Origin of the sequence: Flavobacterium sp. N1736, assembly GCF_025947065.1 — a bacterium.
Classification (GTDB): domain Bacteria; phylum Bacteroidota; class Bacteroidia; order Flavobacteriales; family Flavobacteriaceae; genus Flavobacterium.
The window spans coordinates 875,347-892,261 of record NZ_CP109994.1; the positions used below are offsets into that span (position 1 = coordinate 875,347).

Consider the following 16,915-nt stretch of genomic DNA (forward strand, 5'->3'; position numbering starts at 1 on the left):
TTTCTCAAAATGACAATACTTTGTGTAAACTTTAGTTTATAGACAAAGTTTAAACCTGAAACCTGAAACAAAACAAACCCTAAAACAAAATTCCCCAACTTTTATTTGATTTTCATAACTTTGCAAAATGAAAGAGCAAATAGAATGTCAGGCAACAGAACTTGGTATAAACGATTTAAAGCTAAAAGGTTTTAAAGTATACGAAGTAAATGGTGATGTAAGCAAAATTCCAACCTATAACCGCAGGGATTATTACAAGATTTGTATAAATACCAGCAAAAGCCTTATTCATTATGCAGATCGCGGTATAGAAACTGACGGAACTATTTTGTTTTTTGGAAATCCGCATATTCCATATTCATGGGATATTATTTCTCCCGTTTATCATGGATATGCCTGTGTTTTTACCGAAGATTTCTTAAAGGTAAACGATCGTTCTGAAAGTCTTCATGAATCGCCTTTGTTTAAAATAGGCGGAACTCCAATTTTCTCATTATCAGATCAACAGAAAGTTTTTGTAGATTCGTTATTTCAAAAAATGATCGAAGAACAAGAAACAGATTATGTTTTTAAAGATGATTTAATGCGCAATTATATTAATTTGATTTTGCATGAATCGATGAAAATGCAGCCATCAGAAAATTTCTTTAAACATAAAAATGCATCTTCCCGAATAACTTCATTATTTTTGGAATTATTAGAAAGACAGTTTCCGGTTGAAACTAAAGATCAGCCGCTTATTTTAAAAACACCGCAAGATTATGCTCAAAGCCTTGCCGTACATGTAAATCACCTAAATCGATCGGTTAAGGAAGTGACCGGAAAGCCTACTACAGCGCATATTACAGAAAGAATTATTGGCGAAGCAAAAGCACTGTTGCAACATACAGATTGGAGTATTGCTGATATTGGTTACTCACTTGGATTTGAATATCCAAGCTACTTTAATAATTACTTTAAAAGACTTACCGGAACAATTCCGAAATCGTTAAGAATGTAAAATTGTTTCATATTCTTAATTTTTTGTTTGATTATCGTTATCTGAGATCGTATTTACTAAAGTAATTTTGCGTCGAAATAATTAGTATTAATCCTTTATCGGTTTCTACGAACTAAATATAACTTCTAAAAGCGCATTCTTGCTTTGCTTATTTAGTTTTCCGATAGTAAAAACAAATAATTATGAAAACTTCAGAAAATCAATTAAACGAAATTTTCCCTAAAGGCGATTTGGCTTCGGCAGATTACTTTACAGGAAAAGCCTGGGTTAAAATGCTGGTGCCAAACGACCCAATTCTAAATACTGCAGTTGGTAATGTCGTTTTCGAACCTGGCGCAAGAAACAATTGGCACACACATCCCGGCGGACAAATTTTGATTGTTACGCACGGAACAGGATATTATCAGGAAGTTGGAAAACCAATTCAGCTGCTTCAGGTTGGTGATGTAATTAATATTCCGCCACTACTTAAACACTGGCACGGAGCTTCTCACAACAGCGAATTTACCCACATTGCCATCAGTACCAATACACAAACCGGAATTGTAGATTGGCTCGAACCTGTTACCGATGAGCAATACAATAGCTTTCAATAAACTAACTTAAAAAAACTATTTATGTCAACAACCTACACTACCGTTATCGAAGAAGGGAAAGTTCCTAACACTTATATGACTGGCGAAGTTTCGTATAAAAAACAAACCAGCAATATTCACCCAGAAAATACTGTTATAAAAGAAGTAGCTTTTGAACCTGGTGCAAGATGCAACTGGCATATTAATCCGAGTTTGCAATTGCTTATTGCGACAAATGGTATTGGTTATTTTCAGGAAAAAGGACAAGCGATAAGATTGCTTCATAAAGATGAAGTGGTTACCATTTTACCGGGCGTTGAACATTGGTATGGCGCAACACCTTTTAGCAAATTTTCATACATCGCCATAATTACAGAAGTTGATAAAGGCGCAGGAAGCTGGTTAGCAAGCGTTACTGATGAGGAATATTTTAGTTATGGGAGGTAAAGGAATTATTTGTCGATTAGATAATTAGATAATTCTGAACTTACTTCACTACGATTTTGTCATTCTTCGAAATGACAAAACTTTATGTAAACTTTAGTCTACACACAAAGTTGAACCTGAAACCTGAAACTTGAAACAAAGAAAACCTGAAACTTGAAACAAAGAAAACCTGAAACCAAAGAAAACCTGAAACCAAAGAAAACCTGAAACAAAAAAACTTAAAACAAACAAAAAACTAAAAAATATGGAAGCAAAAAACGTAAAAGCCTTTGGTACGGAAGCTGCTGAAGCGCCATTAAAAACATTAGATATAAAACGCAGAGGTGTATTGGCACACGACGTAGAGATTGAAATTTTGTATTGCGGAATTTGCCATTCTGATTTGCATTCTGCCCGTAATGAATGGCATGGAACTATTTATCCAATTGTTCCCGGACATGAAATTGTAGGCAGAATAACAAAAGTAGGCGATCACGTAAAAAACTTTAAAGTTGGTGATTTAGCAGGAGTAGGGTGTATGGTCGATTCTTGCCGAGAATGTGAACATTGCAAAAAAGGTTTAGAGCAATTTTGCGAGCCGGGAAATACGCTAACATTCAACTCTCCGGATGTTCATTTGGGCGGGCAAACTTTTGGAGGTTATTCTGAGAGTATTGTTGTCGATGAAAATTATGTATTGCATATTTCAGACAAATTAGATCTTGCCGGAGTTGCTCCTTTACTTTGTGCAGGAATTACAACTTATTCTCCGTTAAAACACTGGAATGTTGGTCCGGGACAAAAAGTAGGCGTTGTGGGTATTGGCGGTTTAGGACATATGGGAATCAAATTAGCGAAAGCTATGGGCGCTCATGTAGTGGTTTTTACCACTTCGTTATCTAAAACCGAAGATGCAAAACGTTTGGGCGCAGATGAAGTTGTTTTGTCTACAGATCCTGAACAAATGGCAAAATTTGCTAAAAGTTTACACTTTATTTTAGATTGCGTATCGGCACAGCATAATATAGATGAATATCTAAATTTACTAAAAGTCGACGGAAATATGGTTTTGGTTGGCGCTCCAATGGAACCGCTTCCTGTAACATCATTCAGCCTTTTAATGGGAAGAAGAAGTTTCGCCGGATCAAACATTGGCGGAATTGCTGAAACTCAGGAAATGCTTGACTTTTGTGCAGAACACAATATTATTGCAGATATTGAAGTAATTGGCGTAAACGACGTAAATAACGCTTACGAAAGATTACTAAAAGGTGATATCAAATATCGCTTTGTGATTGATATGGCTTCTTTGAAATAGGTGAAAAAATAGGTTCAAAGAGGCAAAGGTTCAAAGTAGCAAAGGTTCAAAGTGGCAAAGGTTCAAAGTAGCAAAGGTTCAAAGTGGCAAAGGCTCAAAGTAGCAAAGGTTTTAAAATTTGTAGAAAATTGACAAAGAAACTAAACCTTTGAACCTTTGTAACTCTGAACCTTTGTACCTTAAAAAAAAACAAGCCTTTGTACCTTTAAAAAAAAACAAACCCTTTAAGCAATTCAACTCTTAAAGGGTTTCTCAAAAAAAAATACCAGTACCAATTTTTATTTTTTGTCCAGATTTTGTTTTAGCATTTTGGCATGTTCTAAATGTGCTGTTAAACCAGCAATATTATTAGAAGCCCATTGTCTAATGTCTGGATCTTTTGCGTCTTCCGAAGCTTTTTTAAGTTTATCAATTGCTTTTTCATGACCATCGATCATCATGTCAGCAAATTTTTTGTCAAAATCAACACCTGATTTTTCGTTTAGTTTTTTGTATTCTTCCTGACCTTCTTCAGTTAGAGAAGTTGGTAGAGTGAAGTTTTTAGTTTTTGCTAATGCACTTACTTCAGAAGCCGATTTTGTATGTTCATCAACAAGCATTTGACCAAATTTTTTCACTTCAGTATTTGCACTTTTAGTTTGTGCCAGTTTTCCAATTTCGATTTCCGCCAAATTAATTTCAGCTTGATCTACCAAAAATTCAGAATCATCTTCTTTACTGTCAATAGAGTCAAATTTAGCTTCATTAGCATCTTCAGCAACCTCTTTTGGATCTTCTTGTTTAGTTTCGTTTTTGCAAGAATTCAAGAATATAATGATTAGTCCGGCGCCTAAAATAACTTTTCCTGCTAATAGTAACTTTTTCATGATTTTATGGTTTAAATGTTATGATGTAAAATTATTCAGGAAGCGGCGGGAATGTCTTACAGTATTTTTATATAATGTTACAGGATTTAAAGATTTGGTTCAATCGTATTCAAATCATCTTATTAAAAAATAAATAAGCTATAATTAATTCAGCCAGAATTAATGTCTTATAATGTTACATTCTAGGCTTTTAGTGGCTTTAGAGTGTTTTTTTGTGTTCTAGTTTAGTCAAATCAAAAAGTAAGAGATTTTTTGATTTAACTATTAAAACCAAAAAAATGAACCAGAAATTTAAAAATTTAGGAAAATTAGTGTTGATTCTATGCGTTACGCTGTTATCAACAAATTGTTCAAATGATGAACTTTCAATAAGTCAGTCACAAAGTAATATTCAGACAGTAACTATTGATGAAGCAAAATCTTTTTTAACAAATTCAAACGTAAGCCCCTTGGCTAAATCATCGAACAAAAAATCAGATGATCTTCAATATGATCAAATTGTGCAGGAAAAAATAAATGGAAGCGATCAGTTATTAACTATAATCCCTTTTGAAACGAATAACAATCTTGAAAATGATAGGATTTTGCTGCTAAAAATTGATAATGAAATTAAAAGCGTTATTTTTAGTATGTATCCTGACGAGAATTCTATTAGAGGAAGCTTTTCAGGAAAGATATTTATTTATTCTCTTGAAGGATTTTTTTTAAATGGCTACAGAGCTGAGAATGGGATTATTGTAAGCCAATTTGTAAGGAATAATACAAAAGCATCCGCAACTTCAAAACAAGACGCTGAAGCATTGAAAGAAGTAATTGTCAAAAGTAATACTCATGGTATAAAATATGTTAATTATTTGGATTTTGAAGCTATATGGGGAAGCGGTGGTTCCAGCAATGCAGGAGGTGGCCAAGGAATGTCTTGGGATGCTGGAATGGGAGACGGAGGATATGGTAATACCACATCAAAACCTGTACAAATTATTGATGAATTAACAGGGAAAGCAAAATGCTTAAATGCATTATTAAATAAAAACGGGAATTCTTTTGTGCAAAAATTATTGGCTAATTTTACTGGAACATCAAAATTTGATATTAATATAATATCATTAGATAAAGTAACTAATAAGGATGAAAATGGTATTCTGAGAGAAGTTAATGGGAAAACGACACATAAACTTCTTAGTACCAGAATGACAATAGAAATAAGTACTTCAAGGACAAATACAAATGCAGGTTTGGAGGCAGCAAGAACTATTTTACACGAATATATACATGCTGATATGTATAGAAAAATAACTCTGATGAACGAAAAAGATAAAAGTCAAGAAGTTTTAGATTTTAAAAACACCTATGAAGCTTATGAAAATAGTCAACATAGTACGATGGCAGTATTGTATCTAAATAGTATGAAAGAAGCCTTAATGGAATTTCATAAAACAGTTCTGATAGATGATTATAGGAAATATACAAATTACTATGGAGAAGCTCCTACTGATGCTTTTTACGAAGCAATGGCTTGGGGAGGTTTAAGAGATAATAAAATAAAGGCGTGGGCAAATTTGCCGTCAGATAAAAAAGTTTCTATTGAAGCACTTGCAAACAGAGTAAACTTATTAAGTAAAACAGTGCCTTGTCCAAATTAAAATTTAAATTATGAAAAAATACATGGTAATCATATTCTCTTTCTTTTTCCTGAGTTTTTTAACCGGTCAGGAAAAAGAAAAAGACACACTTTTTTTTAAATATGACAAGAAATATATTAAAACATATGTTGAAATTCCAAAACACTATTATTTAGATGAAATAAGTGATGCTAACAATGGAACTTTTTTCTTCAATGAGGTTCGTATTGCTAATGAGGTGAAAGCTAAAAAAATGCTATGCCTTAAAAAATTTGTTCGTAATTCAAAATTTTATAATAAAAAACAAAAGTTGGATGATTACCAACTAGGAGTTTTTTTAAATCAGTATATCCTTTATTTAGTGCGAAAAAATGGTGATTATAATGAATATATTCAAGTAGAAGCAGCGGTTGAAATCGAATAATCAGCTAAAGAATTTTATTTGAATTTCCACTAGCTAGAGCGTCCCGCTCGTGCCCGTTCCAAATTTAAACTTTATATACTTTGCGTTCACGAGCGGGACTCTCGCGCTAGCTCAATATTGTAACTCTTAATTTATTCTATCAAAAATACTAAACCTAAACAAAAATCCCAATTCTTTCGAATTGGGATTTTTGTTTTTAAAGCATTTGACCTATAGTTAATTATGAAAACATATTCAGGAATTATATAACGTAATCGCTGCTGTTTTAAGAGAACTTTGACATAACAATTCAATCAAATTAGTAACCTAAATTTTATTGTCATGCCAGATCCAAGAATTAAAAACGAGGAGCAATATCAAGCACTTTTAAAGAAAGGATATAGTCAGGAAAAAGCAGCCCGAATTGCTAACACTCCAAATTCAGGAGTAAAAGGAGGTAAAGCAAAACCTTATGAAGAATGGACAAAGGAACAATTATACCAGCAAGCTCAAAAAGCAGGTATTCCGGGTCGTTCTTATATGAACAAAAACAATCTTATTAAATCATTACGTACTAATTAATTAGAACGATAATGCAACTCTCTGCAAATATTATGAATGCCAAAATTAAACAGGAAAAACTAATGGAGCAATTGATAAAAGAGCCCCAAATGGTTTTAGAAAAACTAGATTTAGTTTACGTAAGCGACCACACGCTTACCATACAACGCTGTAGAGAAGGCGAAGGTTTTATCTATAAAAAAAACGGAAGATGTGTAAAACAAAAAAGCGAATTAAAACGCTTTAGCAGTCTGGTGCTTCCGCCGGCGTGGGAAAATGTGCGAATTGCAGATTTGTCAAACGGTCATCTTCAGGCTGTTGGAACCGATGTTAAAAACAGAAAACAATATCGTTATCATCCCAAATGGAATTTAATTCGAAACCAGACCAAGTTTTATAAAATAGCCGAATTCGGAAAATACCTGCCTAAAATAAGAGAACAGGTCGATCAGGATTTAGAGCAAAAAGAATGGTGTAAAAACAAGGTAACAGCGCTTGTAATCCGATTAATGGAGGAAACCCATATTAGAATTGGAAATGAAAAATATGCCAAAGACAATAAATCATACGGACTTTCTACGCTGAGAAAACGACATATCAACATTAATAAAAACACGCTGCGTTTTGAATTTGTTGGTAAAAAAGGCGTAAAACATACCATAACAACCAGAAATAAACAATTGGTTAAACTGGTAAGTCGATGCGAAGAAATTCCGGGTATGGAAGTTTTTAAATACTTTAATGAAAATGGCGAACGCAAAGTTCTCGATAGCCATATGGTTAACCAGTATCTGCACGAAATTACAGGAGAATATTTTAGTGCCAAAGATTTTAGAACCTGGGCAGCATCGTTGATATTTTTTGAAACCTTAGCAGAAATCGGAACGACAACCGAAGAAAAAGAAATCAAAAAAAATATTGTCGACGCTTTTGAAGCTACGGCCCAGGCTCTGGGAAATACCAAAAATGTGTGTAAAAATTATTATGTGCATCCGCTTATTGTGGCGAGCTACGAAGACGGTTCTATTCAGCAATATTTTGACAGGGCAAGAAAATGCCGAAGCAATCAGCCGCATTTTTCGCATTCAGAAATTGCTTTTTCAGAATTAATAAGCAATTTTCAACCAGAATTTTCATAAATAATAACGGATTGAGCTAATAATTATACGTTTTGAGTTAACGGTTTCTCATTTTATGTTGCAACTTTGAGATATATAAAAGGGATTCAAGTTGGGGACAAAACGACACATTTACCACATGGTAAGTGTGTCGTTTTAATTTACAATAAAAATTAATCATAAATAATTATGGGAACAAAGAGCGGTACCTATCAGGATGTTTATATCAAAAGAGACGATGTAATGGTAAGTTTAAAAAATGATGTATCAGATTTTTGTGAAAAATACATCAAACCTGTTCATCCGGAAAATTGGGATTGGTCGACAAGAGATTTTGAAAATCCTGAAAATGATCCAACTATAGAAGAGGCGAGAGCTATTGCGGCTATTGTTTATAAAGATTTACATGAAAATGATACCGATGTTGATCTTTCGACAATGGATAATGTTGAGGCAATTAAAGCGTATTTAAATCCGGGAAGTAAACATGAAAGGTTTAATATGGAAGAATTTGCATTTGCTTTAAAAGTAGAATTAGAACACGGCAAAGTAAGAGATGTAAATGTAACCAACAATCATCCGTTTTTGACAGCAATGATTGTTTTGGCACATTTAACAGAAAGCTTAACTTATTATAAAAGACTTGCCGTGATGGAAGCGCAAGGTGAAATTTTTGAAATTATGCGTAAAATCGAAAATTCTGAAACAGGAAAAGAAGAATGGTACAAAGAATTAGGCAAAGCCGAGTTAGAATTAAATGAAGCCAGAATGGGGCTTGCAGAACGTCTCGAAAAAATGGACGATATACCAACTCTGGATAAAATAGGAGATTAAATTTTCATGATGCTACAGGCAAAAAAAAGCCGTTACTAAATTATAGTAACGGCTTTTTTTTATGTTCAGAAATTAGAATTTTCTTGGGTCATTATCAGGATAAGTATCTCCTGAATCTTCTTCTTCGATTTCTCCCGGTTCAAGATCATCTTCTAAATCATCATCATCAGGATCTAATTCCTGTAAATCTTCGTCAGATTCAGTTAATTCTTCAGAGTCAGATGGGTTGTCGATTTCATCGTTAAGGTTATCCGCATCTTCATCATAAAGTAAATCTCCCGTTGTATGTGTATGATCGTCAAGTTCTTCTTCTTCCTCTTCTTCTTCGTCATCTTCAAAATCCTCTTCTTCCTCATCGTCAAATTCATCTGCCGAATTTGTAAAATCATCATTTACATTATCAGAAGGATTATCAAATTCATCATTTAAATTATCAGCATCATCGGCATCATCTTCAAGATCATCGGCGGCATGAAAATCATCATCCAAATCGTCTAAATCATCTTCATTAGTAATTCGTTCCTGATCCGGAATGGCTTTATTAGGATTATATCCATCTCTGATTGTATAACCATAATTTTCAATATTTTCCTGGCGATTTGCCTTTCTAATTTCATCGTTGGCATACAATTTTTCGTTTAGAACTGTATTTTGTCTGTTTAAATTTTGATTACGCGGATCTCTATTTCCTACAGCGCTATTTCTTTTATCAGTAGTTTCCATGATAAGCAGTTTAATTGTTCATAATATACAAATCTATGGAAGAAGTAATGTGAGTTTATTATAGAATTCAATTTGCTAATTCTATAATTTACAGATGATTATGTTGTAATATCTGCATAAAATGCTATAACAAATTGCTGTATATCAAAAGTACTTTTACAATATTAATAACAAATAAATCATTCATTATGGAAACTAAAAATAAGAAACCAACTACAGCAAACAAAACTGCACCAAAAAAAACCGCTAAGGCAGGTGTAATAAAAGCAAAATCAAGCGCCGCATCTGGTTTAACCGAACTTTTTGAAGACGGATTAAAAGATATTTACTGGGCAGAAAAAGCGTTAACAAATGCGCTTCCGCTAATGGCAAAAAATGCAACATCGCCGGAGTTAATTGATGCAATTACAAACCATTTAACCGAAACGGAAGAACATGTAACAAGATTGGAACAGGTTTTTGACATTATTGGTAAAAAAGCAACTGCTAAAAAATGTGATGCAATGGAGGGCTTGATCGAAGAAGGCAAGAGTATCCTTGAAGAAACTGAAGTTGGCGTTGTTCGTGATGCAGGAATTATTGCTGCCAGCCAGAAAATTGAACATTACGAAATTGCCACTTATGGAACTTTAAGACAATTTGCTGAAACACTTGGTCTTACAGAAGCCGCTGCGATTTTAGAATTAACGCTGGACGAAGAAAAAGGAGCAGATAAAACTTTAACAGAAGTTGCAGTAAACGCAATTAATGTAGAAGCTGCCGAAGAAGACGAAGAATAAACCTTAAACACGACAACAAAGTGCGGTGTAAAAGCTGCACTTTTTTCATTTTTATTTATTTCATAAACTTTTCAAAATATAAACAGCATGCCCGAAGGTCCGTCAATCGTAATACTTAAAGAAGAAACCGAACAATTTGCGGGACAAAAAGTAATTTCTGTTTCCGGAAACAGCGCTATAGATTTACAGCGAATGAAAGGTAAAATAATACAGGCAATTAAAACCTGGGGAAAACATTATTTAATTTGTTTTGATGACTTTACCATAAAAATTCATTTGCTAATGTTTGGTACATACCGCATTAACGAAAGAAAAGAAACAGCGCCAAGATTAAGTCTCGTTTTTTCAAACGGCGAACTTAATTTTTACACCTGTTCTGTTAAAATTCTCGAAGGCGATCTTGATTTACATTATGATTGGGAAGAAGATGTAATGAACATAAAATGGAATCCCGAAAAAGCAAAGCAAAGTCTGGAGAAAATTCCTAATCAAATGATTTGCGATGCGGTTCTTGACCAGAATATATTTTCGGGCGTTGGTAATATCATTAAAAATGAAATTTTATACCGCTGCGAAATTCATCCGGAATCATTAACAGGGAAAATTCCAACAGATAAAATAGAAGAAATAATTGACGAATGTTCTATTTATAGCTTCGAATTTCTGGAATGGAAAAAGAAATTTGAATTAAAAAAACACTGGCTCGCCCATACCAAAAAGATTTGTTTGCGATGCAATCTTCCATTTATAAAAAAACATACCGGTGTAAAAAAGCGCCGTAGTTTTTTCTGTACAAACTGTCAACAATTACACATATGAAAAAAGAAGTACTAATAGGATGTTCAAGTTATAATAATCGTTTTTGGAAAGGTATTTTTTATCCCGAAGATTTACCAACCGTAAAATGGTTCAATTTTTATTGCCGGCATTTTAATACTTACGAAATGAATGGTACTTTCTATAAATTTCCAACACTTAGAATCATGGAAAACTGGTATAAAAAAGCGCCCGATAATTTTATTTTTTCTGTAAAAGCACCAAAAGAACTCACACACATAAAAAAGTTTGTAGACTGTAAAGAACAAATTGCAGAGTTCTACAATGTTTGCGATGATGGTTTAGAAGAAAAATTGGGCTGTATACTATTTCAGTTTCCACCAAGTTATGATTATAGCGAAGAAAAACTTCAGAATATCATTAAAACCTTAGATAAAAGTTTTAAAAATGTAGTCGAATTTCGGCATAAAAGCTGGTGGAATCAAGAAGTTTGGAATGCCTTTAAGGAAAATAATATAACATTTTGCAGCGTAAGTTATCCCGGATTACCCGAAGATATTCTTACCTCATTTCCTGTAACTTATATTCGCATGCATGGAAATAAAAAACTGTTTTATTCCAGCTATACAACAGAAGAATTAGAACACATTAAAAAAGCAATCGCTCACAAAAAAGGTTTTATTTATTTTAATAATACCGCAAGCGAAGCAGGAATTTTAAATGCTTTAGAGTTTAAGAAATTATAATTTTGTAAGTTGGTATTTTAACATACTATTTCCCGATGTTTGTCATTTCGACGGAGGAGAAAAAATAAAATGCTAAACCCACAATTAGGTTTTCATTCTTACTACGTTTACATCATAACAAATAAATATCGATCGACATTTTATATTGGTGTAACACATAATCTAAAATCGAGATTAATACAGCATAAAGAAAATATTGAACTACATACTAAAACATTTGCATCAAAATATGAAATTCAATTTTTAGTTTATTATGAAAAGTTTGTTTGGATAAAAGAAGCTATAGGAAGAGAAAAAGAACTAAAAAAATGGAATAGAGATAAAAAATTGAAATTAATCAAGGATCAAAATCCAGCATTTGAATTTCTTAATTATTATTTTGAATAGGATTATTTATTATCGATGAATCTGGTATTCGTCATAGTATTTGTCATTTCGACGAAAGGAGAAATCGCACTGGAAATTCCGCAAAGTATGTCGCCAATCTTTGTAGAGTTACGTGTGCGATTTCTCCTTTCGTCGAAATGACAAAAATAAAAAACTACAGTTTCAAACTGCCTTCAATACCATCATCCATTGTTTTTCCTGTAACAAAAGCGGCGGTCATTTTGGCAATTGCCACCATTTTTCCGTTTTTATTGTTCCAGTAATAACCATCTTCAGGAATTACTTTGATAACGCTCAAATTTGGATCATCTTCACCGCCCGGCATCCAGACTTTAACGATTGGATCGTATAATTCTTTGATTATTTCCGGATTGTACAAAATACTTGCCGTTCCGTGTAAGGTTAAAAACTTATCATGTGGCTCAGAAAAAAAGATTTCAACTGTTGAATTCTGAGTAATTTCGGCGTTTTGCCCGCTGTTTCTGTCAGATAAAAACCAAAGCTGTCCCAATTCATCAATTTTTTGAACAGACATTGGTCGCGATTGCAGTCTGTTTTTAATATTATAGGTACAAAACATACATGTTTTTATGTTTTCTGCAAGATCTTTTATTTTATCTACAGCAAATTCGTTTGTAAGGTCTTTATGATCTCCCATGGCTTTATATTTTTAAGTTATTGCTAATTTTTTCTTAGATACTGATTTGCTTATTATTGCAGCAGTATTTTATCTAAAAGTTACCAATTGTAAAGTTGCTGTTTTTTAGATTTTTAGCTCTTATAGAATTAAAATCAGAAGTTATGAGATTTCTATCAAAAGCTTTTTTGTGTGAAATTAAATTCAATTGTAATATCTATATATTTGGTATATCTTTGTTTAAAATAATATCACTATATACCTATGACAGATTTAACCGTATTCTACACAGATGATGATGAAGATGATTTGAGCATTTTCGCTGATGCTGTTGAATCATTGCCAAAAAATATAGAGCTCCTGACGTATAATGGTGGAGAAAAGCTGTTAACAGCTATTTATAATCCGCCGCCAACACCACATATCGTTTTTTTAGATTTAAATATGCCGGGCAAAAACGGTTTTGATGTATTGGAAGAGCTTAGAAATTCTGAAGAAAAAAGACATATTCCAATTGTTATTTTTTCTACTTCAAATGAGCCTGGTATTATCGAAAAATGCCGTAATCTTGGCGCTAATCTTTTTATTACGAAACCCGTTTTAATGAAAGATATTATAAGATCTATAGATCATGCTTTAGAAATAGACTGGAAAAAATTTGTTCCCGGACCTCAAAATTTCGTTTACAAATCATAAACAGTAATTACAGAACATAAAAAAACACCAAATTCTAAAAGAGTTTGGTGTTTTTTATTTTATTCCGGCAGGTAAATTTCAAATGTTGCGCCTTTGCCTTTTTCGCTGTGAGCGCGAATAATTCCCTTATGGTTTTCGACAATTTTTTTAACAATAGCCAGACCAATTCCGGTGCCGGAGAATTCACTTTCGGTATTTAAACGTTGAAAAACCTCAAAAATTCGTTCCTTATATTCATCATTAAAACCAATTCCGTTGTCAGCTATAGTAAGATGATAATACATTTTATCAGGATAATCAACCGGAATTTTTATTTCGTAACCTCTAATTCTTTTTGCTTTAATTTCTACATACGGATTTTCATCTTTCTTATGAAACTTCAAAGCATTTCCAATTAAATTATGCAGTAATTGCCTAAACTGAAATGGTATTACCGTTGCTTCGCCCAACAAATTAAGATTAATAACAGCATTAGTTTCTTCAATACGTTCAGAAAAATCACTTATTACTTCATCGGCAATTTCATCCAGATTTACCTTTACAAAAACCCTGTCGGCAGAGTTTGTTCTGGAATAGGTGAGGAGATCCTGAATTAAAGTCTGCATTCTTTTCGCCGAAACTTCTATTCGATTTAAATACGTTTTGGCTTTCGCCGAAATATTCTGCTCATCCAAATCAGACAAACGGCTTGCAAAAGTTTGAATTTTTCGCAAAGGTTCCTGCAAATCATGGCTTGATATATAAGCGAAAGATTGCAGTTCAATATTCATATTGATTAAATCCTTGTTTTTCAGCTCTAATTCTGCGGTACGTTCGTAGACTTCCAGTTCAAGTTTATCAGTAAAATTTTTCTGATCCTGAATATCCGTACTTGTTCCCACCCACATTTGTATATTTCCGTCAGCATCTTTTTGCGGTATTGCGCGGCTTAATTGCCATCTGTATTCGCCATCGTGACGACGAAAACGATGCTCAAACAAAAAGTCATTTCCGGTTATTATAGCATCAACCCAAGCCTTAATATTGGCGTCGCGATCATCAGGATGAACAATTTGAAGCCAGCCATTTTGTTCAATTTCATCAATTGGAAGCCCTGAATACGAATAAACAGATTGATTAAAATAATTAATATTTCCTAAAGCATCACTTATCCAGATATGCTGAGGCATAGAATTTGCCAGCAATCTGAATTTTGCCTCATTTTTCATTAAAACTTCCTGATTGTTTTTCTCATCCGTAATATCCATGATGGTTCCAATCATTTTTATCGGATTATTATTTTCATCAAAAAATATTTTTCCGTGCGCTTTTATCCAACTAATCGAATTATCTGGTTTAATAATTCGCGATTCATATTTATAAATACTGGTTGTAAGTGCAACTTCGTATGCTTTTTCCAGAATTGCTTTATCATCAGGATGAATCTGTTCGACAATTTCGGCTCTTGTAACTTTTATATTTTTCGGACGTCCAAAAACGACAGGTAAATTCTCAGAATAAATTAATTCCTGAGTGGCAATATTTAAATCCCAGGTTACAATTTCGGCAATTTTGGCGGCTAATCGGGCTCTTTCTTCTGCATCTTCAACCTTTTTTCGGGCTTCAACTTTATCCGTAACATCATTAACCGTAATCATCACGCCAGATTTTGAACCTTCTTTTTCAAATAAAGGAGTGTATTGATAATCAAGATAAAATTTCTCAAGTTTTCCCCGAATATCAACATACGCAACAGATTCTGTTTCGCTAACCACTTTTCCGTTATTAACCACTTCATCCAGTAATTCAGGATATTTTTGCTCGACCAATTCAGGAAACACATCAATAATAGGTCTGCCAATAGTTTCTTCTTCGGTTTTTTGCCAAATTTTCATCATCGCGGTATTAGCCATTTCGATAATGTGGTTTTTACCTCTGAAAATTGACATTGCAATAGGCGAATGCATGATTATTTTTCTAAAAGCTTCTTCACTTTCTTTTAAAAGATGCCTTGCTTTTACAGCTTCCGTAACTTCATAAGCGACAATAATAACGCTCGAAATCGTATTGTTTTCTTCTTTTAAAGGATGAAAAACCAAATTGAAATAACCCGAATCCTGTTTTTCATAACGATTTAAAGTAATTCGAAGTTCATCTGTATAATAAGGATTTCCACTTTCTAAAACCTTGACAATTAAAGGATAAATAGTTTCTTTTGCTTCCGGAAACGAATCGAATAACGGTTTATCTAAAAGATCAATTTCTTCCTTATCTACAATTTGCAGATAACCTGGATTCGCCATTTCTACAACGAGGTCTTTTCCTTTTAGTATTACAATCCCCAGCGGCACTTGTTTTACAATATTTTTAAATCTTTTTTCGCTTTCTTCAATCGTATTTCTCGCCATAACCTGAGCCGTAACATCATTGGCAAGCGCTACAATACCTGAGATTTTTCCGTCCGGTTCTTTTAAGGCTTCATATACAAAATTGATATATACATCTTCGATTTTATCTTTTCGCGGTAGCTTAACCAAACGTTCATGCGCTTCAAACTTTTCGCCCGTTCTGTAAACATTTTCAAGAACAACTTCTAAACCCTGATCTTTAGCCTCAGGAAGTCCTTCAAAAATGGGTTTGTTCAGCACTTCATCTACTTTCCTGTCCCATAATTCCAGCATCAATTCATTAGCAATTTCTACAACAAAATCGGGACCTCTAAATATGCACATCGCGCTTGGCGTCTGCAAAATATTATTGAGATATCGAGTATTACTGTCTTCCAGTTTTTTAACCAATTGAACATTTTCGGTAGTTTCATTGCAAATTACCAAAACGCCCGCAGGTTTTCCGGACTCGTTATTTACGGGACTATAACTAAATGTCCAGTAAACATCTTCGATTTTACCGTTACGATATATAGGTAAATATTGGTCTTCGTGCCAGGTTGCTTCGCCTTCTGTAAGTACCTGATCGATAAGCGGTTTTATAAAATACCAGATTTCCGGCCATGAATCAGCACCTTTTTGTCCTAAAATAGACGGATGTTTACCATCGTTACCAAGACTTGGTCGATAAGCGTCGTTATAAAAACAAATAAGCTCCGGACCCCAAAATAAAAACATTGGAAACTTTGAATTTAGTAAAATACCCAAAGTTGTTCGTAAACTCTGCGGCCATGTTTCGACAGAACCCACAACGGTTTTACTCCAATCTTTAGCACGGGTTAAAGCACCCATTTCGCCTCCCTTAGAAAGGAAATCCTGATTCATATCCATCATGAAAATTTGTTTTCTTTTATAGTAAAGCGAATAAAGCTATTAATTATATCCAATAAATATACTAATTTATAAAGAAAAGTATATAAATCCTTAATCAGATAGTATAAATGTCAACTAAAGTTTAATTTTTTAATTGAGGTAAAATTAATTTCTATAGAGTTAAGCTTATTTTTTTTTAATGATGAAA

Annotated in this window: 18 protein-coding genes; 14 read left to right on the plus strand and 4 right to left on the minus strand. The window is 33.4% G+C overall.

The genetic code is table 11. The annotated features are described in order from the left end of the window. Nucleotides 1–127 precede the first annotated feature (127 nt). The 4 genes from OLM54_RS03730 to OLM54_RS03745 all read left to right on the plus strand — a co-directional run bounded on the left by OLM54_RS03730 (nucleotide 128) and on the right by OLM54_RS03745 (nucleotide 3,319). Nucleotides 128–1,000 (plus strand): helix-turn-helix domain-containing protein, encoded by an 873-nt coding sequence (locus OLM54_RS03730; protein WP_264537259.1) that lies wholly within the window; start codon nucleotides 128–130, stop codon nucleotides 998–1,000. Nucleotides 1,001–1,182: 182 nt separating this feature from the next. After that, nucleotides 1,183–1,596 carry a cupin domain-containing protein gene (locus OLM54_RS03735; protein WP_264537260.1) on the plus strand — a complete coding sequence of 138 codons (414 nt, stop codon included), beginning with the start codon at nucleotides 1,183–1,185 and terminating at the stop codon, nucleotides 1,594–1,596. Nucleotides 1,597–1,617: 21 nt separating this feature from the next. Then, complete coding sequence (locus tag OLM54_RS03740; protein ID WP_264537261.1) at nucleotides 1,618–2,022, plus strand: cupin domain-containing protein; 405 nt, start codon at nucleotides 1,618–1,620, stop codon at nucleotides 2,020–2,022. A 244-nt stretch (nucleotides 2,023–2,266) separates the two neighbouring features. Then, on the plus strand, nucleotides 2,267–3,319 hold the full coding sequence (locus OLM54_RS03745; RefSeq protein ID WP_264537262.1) for an NAD(P)-dependent alcohol dehydrogenase: 1,053 nt from the start codon (nucleotides 2,267–2,269) through the stop codon (nucleotides 3,317–3,319). A gap of 278 nt (nucleotides 3,320–3,597) precedes the next feature. On the opposite strand, the gene OLM54_RS03750 is transcribed toward OLM54_RS03745, so the two are convergent. Next, nucleotides 3,598–4,185, minus strand: a complete 588-nt coding sequence (locus OLM54_RS03750; RefSeq protein ID WP_264537263.1) for a DUF4142 domain-containing protein — start codon at nucleotides 4,183–4,185, stop codon at nucleotides 3,598–3,600. Nucleotides 4,186–4,463: 278 nt separating this feature from the next. Here OLM54_RS03750 and OLM54_RS03755 point away from each other — a divergent pair, with 278 nt between their 5' ends. The 5 genes from OLM54_RS03755 (at nucleotide 4,464) to OLM54_RS03775 (ending at nucleotide 8,723) form a co-directional block, all read left to right on the plus strand. Next, nucleotides 4,464–5,828, plus strand: a complete 1,365-nt coding sequence (locus OLM54_RS03755) for a hypothetical protein (protein ID WP_264537264.1) — start codon at nucleotides 4,464–4,466, stop codon at nucleotides 5,826–5,828. 10 nt (nucleotides 5,829–5,838) lie between these two features. After that, nucleotides 5,839–6,231: a hypothetical protein gene (locus tag OLM54_RS03760; RefSeq protein ID WP_264537265.1), complete on the plus strand. Its 393-nt coding sequence runs from the start codon at nucleotides 5,839–5,841 to the stop codon at nucleotides 6,229–6,231. A 321-nt stretch (nucleotides 6,232–6,552) separates the two neighbouring features. Beyond that, complete coding sequence (locus OLM54_RS03765) at nucleotides 6,553–6,792, plus strand: Rho termination factor (RefSeq protein ID WP_264537266.1); 240 nt, start codon at nucleotides 6,553–6,555, stop codon at nucleotides 6,790–6,792. 32 nt (nucleotides 6,793–6,824) lie between these two features. Beyond that, nucleotides 6,825–7,910: a DNA topoisomerase IB gene (locus tag OLM54_RS03770; RefSeq protein ID WP_264537267.1), complete on the plus strand. Its 1,086-nt coding sequence runs from the start codon at nucleotides 6,825–6,827 to the stop codon at nucleotides 7,908–7,910. A 168-nt stretch (nucleotides 7,911–8,078) separates the two neighbouring features. Continuing rightward, the gene (locus OLM54_RS03775; protein ID WP_264537268.1) at nucleotides 8,079–8,723 is read left to right on the plus strand and encodes a DUF5661 family protein; all 645 of its coding nucleotides are present in this window, start codon (nucleotides 8,079–8,081) and stop codon (nucleotides 8,721–8,723) included. Nucleotides 8,724–8,795: 72 nt separating this feature from the next. Here OLM54_RS03775 and OLM54_RS03780 read toward each other — a convergent pair whose 3' ends face one another. Further along, the gene (locus OLM54_RS03780) at nucleotides 8,796–9,446 is read right to left on the minus strand and encodes a hypothetical protein (protein ID WP_264537269.1); all 651 of its coding nucleotides are present in this window, start codon (nucleotides 9,444–9,446) and stop codon (nucleotides 8,796–8,798) included. A gap of 188 nt (nucleotides 9,447–9,634) precedes the next feature. Between OLM54_RS03780 and OLM54_RS03785 the strand changes: the two genes are divergently transcribed. The 4 genes from OLM54_RS03785 to OLM54_RS03800 all read left to right on the plus strand — a co-directional run bounded on the left by OLM54_RS03785 (nucleotide 9,635) and on the right by OLM54_RS03800 (nucleotide 12,135). Beyond that, entirely contained in the window at nucleotides 9,635–10,225 is a 591-nt protein-coding gene (locus OLM54_RS03785) for a ferritin-like domain-containing protein (protein ID WP_264537270.1), read from the plus strand. Nucleotides 10,226–10,312: 87 nt separating this feature from the next. After that, the gene (locus OLM54_RS03790; protein WP_264537271.1) at nucleotides 10,313–11,044 is read left to right on the plus strand and encodes a DNA-formamidopyrimidine glycosylase family protein; all 732 of its coding nucleotides are present in this window, start codon (nucleotides 10,313–10,315) and stop codon (nucleotides 11,042–11,044) included. Next, the gene (locus OLM54_RS03795; protein WP_264537272.1) at nucleotides 11,041–11,748 is read left to right on the plus strand and encodes a DUF72 domain-containing protein; all 708 of its coding nucleotides are present in this window, start codon (nucleotides 11,041–11,043) and stop codon (nucleotides 11,746–11,748) included. The genes OLM54_RS03790 and OLM54_RS03795 overlap by 4 nt, the downstream gene beginning before the upstream one ends. Nucleotides 11,749–11,817: 69 nt before the next feature. Then, nucleotides 11,818–12,135 carry a GIY-YIG nuclease family protein gene (locus OLM54_RS03800; RefSeq protein WP_264537273.1) on the plus strand — a complete coding sequence of 106 codons (318 nt, stop codon included), beginning with the start codon at nucleotides 11,818–11,820 and terminating at the stop codon, nucleotides 12,133–12,135. Nucleotides 12,136–12,289: 154 nt separating this feature from the next. Here the strand turns inward: OLM54_RS03800 and OLM54_RS03805 are convergent, their stop codons facing one another. Then, nucleotides 12,290–12,793 carry a pyridoxamine 5'-phosphate oxidase family protein gene (locus tag OLM54_RS03805; RefSeq protein ID WP_264537274.1) on the minus strand — a complete coding sequence of 168 codons (504 nt, stop codon included), beginning with the start codon at nucleotides 12,791–12,793 and terminating at the stop codon, nucleotides 12,290–12,292. Between the two features lie 243 nt (nucleotides 12,794–13,036). On the opposite strand from OLM54_RS03805, the gene OLM54_RS03810 reads away from it, so the two are divergent. Then, nucleotides 13,037–13,468, plus strand: coding sequence for a response regulator (locus OLM54_RS03810; RefSeq protein WP_264537275.1), 432 nt, complete (start codon nucleotides 13,037–13,039; stop codon nucleotides 13,466–13,468). Nucleotides 13,469–13,527: 59 nt separating this feature from the next. Here OLM54_RS03810 and OLM54_RS03815 read toward each other — a convergent pair whose 3' ends face one another. Further along, entirely contained in the window at nucleotides 13,528–16,728 is a 3,201-nt protein-coding gene (locus OLM54_RS03815) for a PAS domain-containing protein (RefSeq protein WP_264537276.1), read from the minus strand. Nucleotides 16,729–16,915 lie beyond the last annotated feature (187 nt).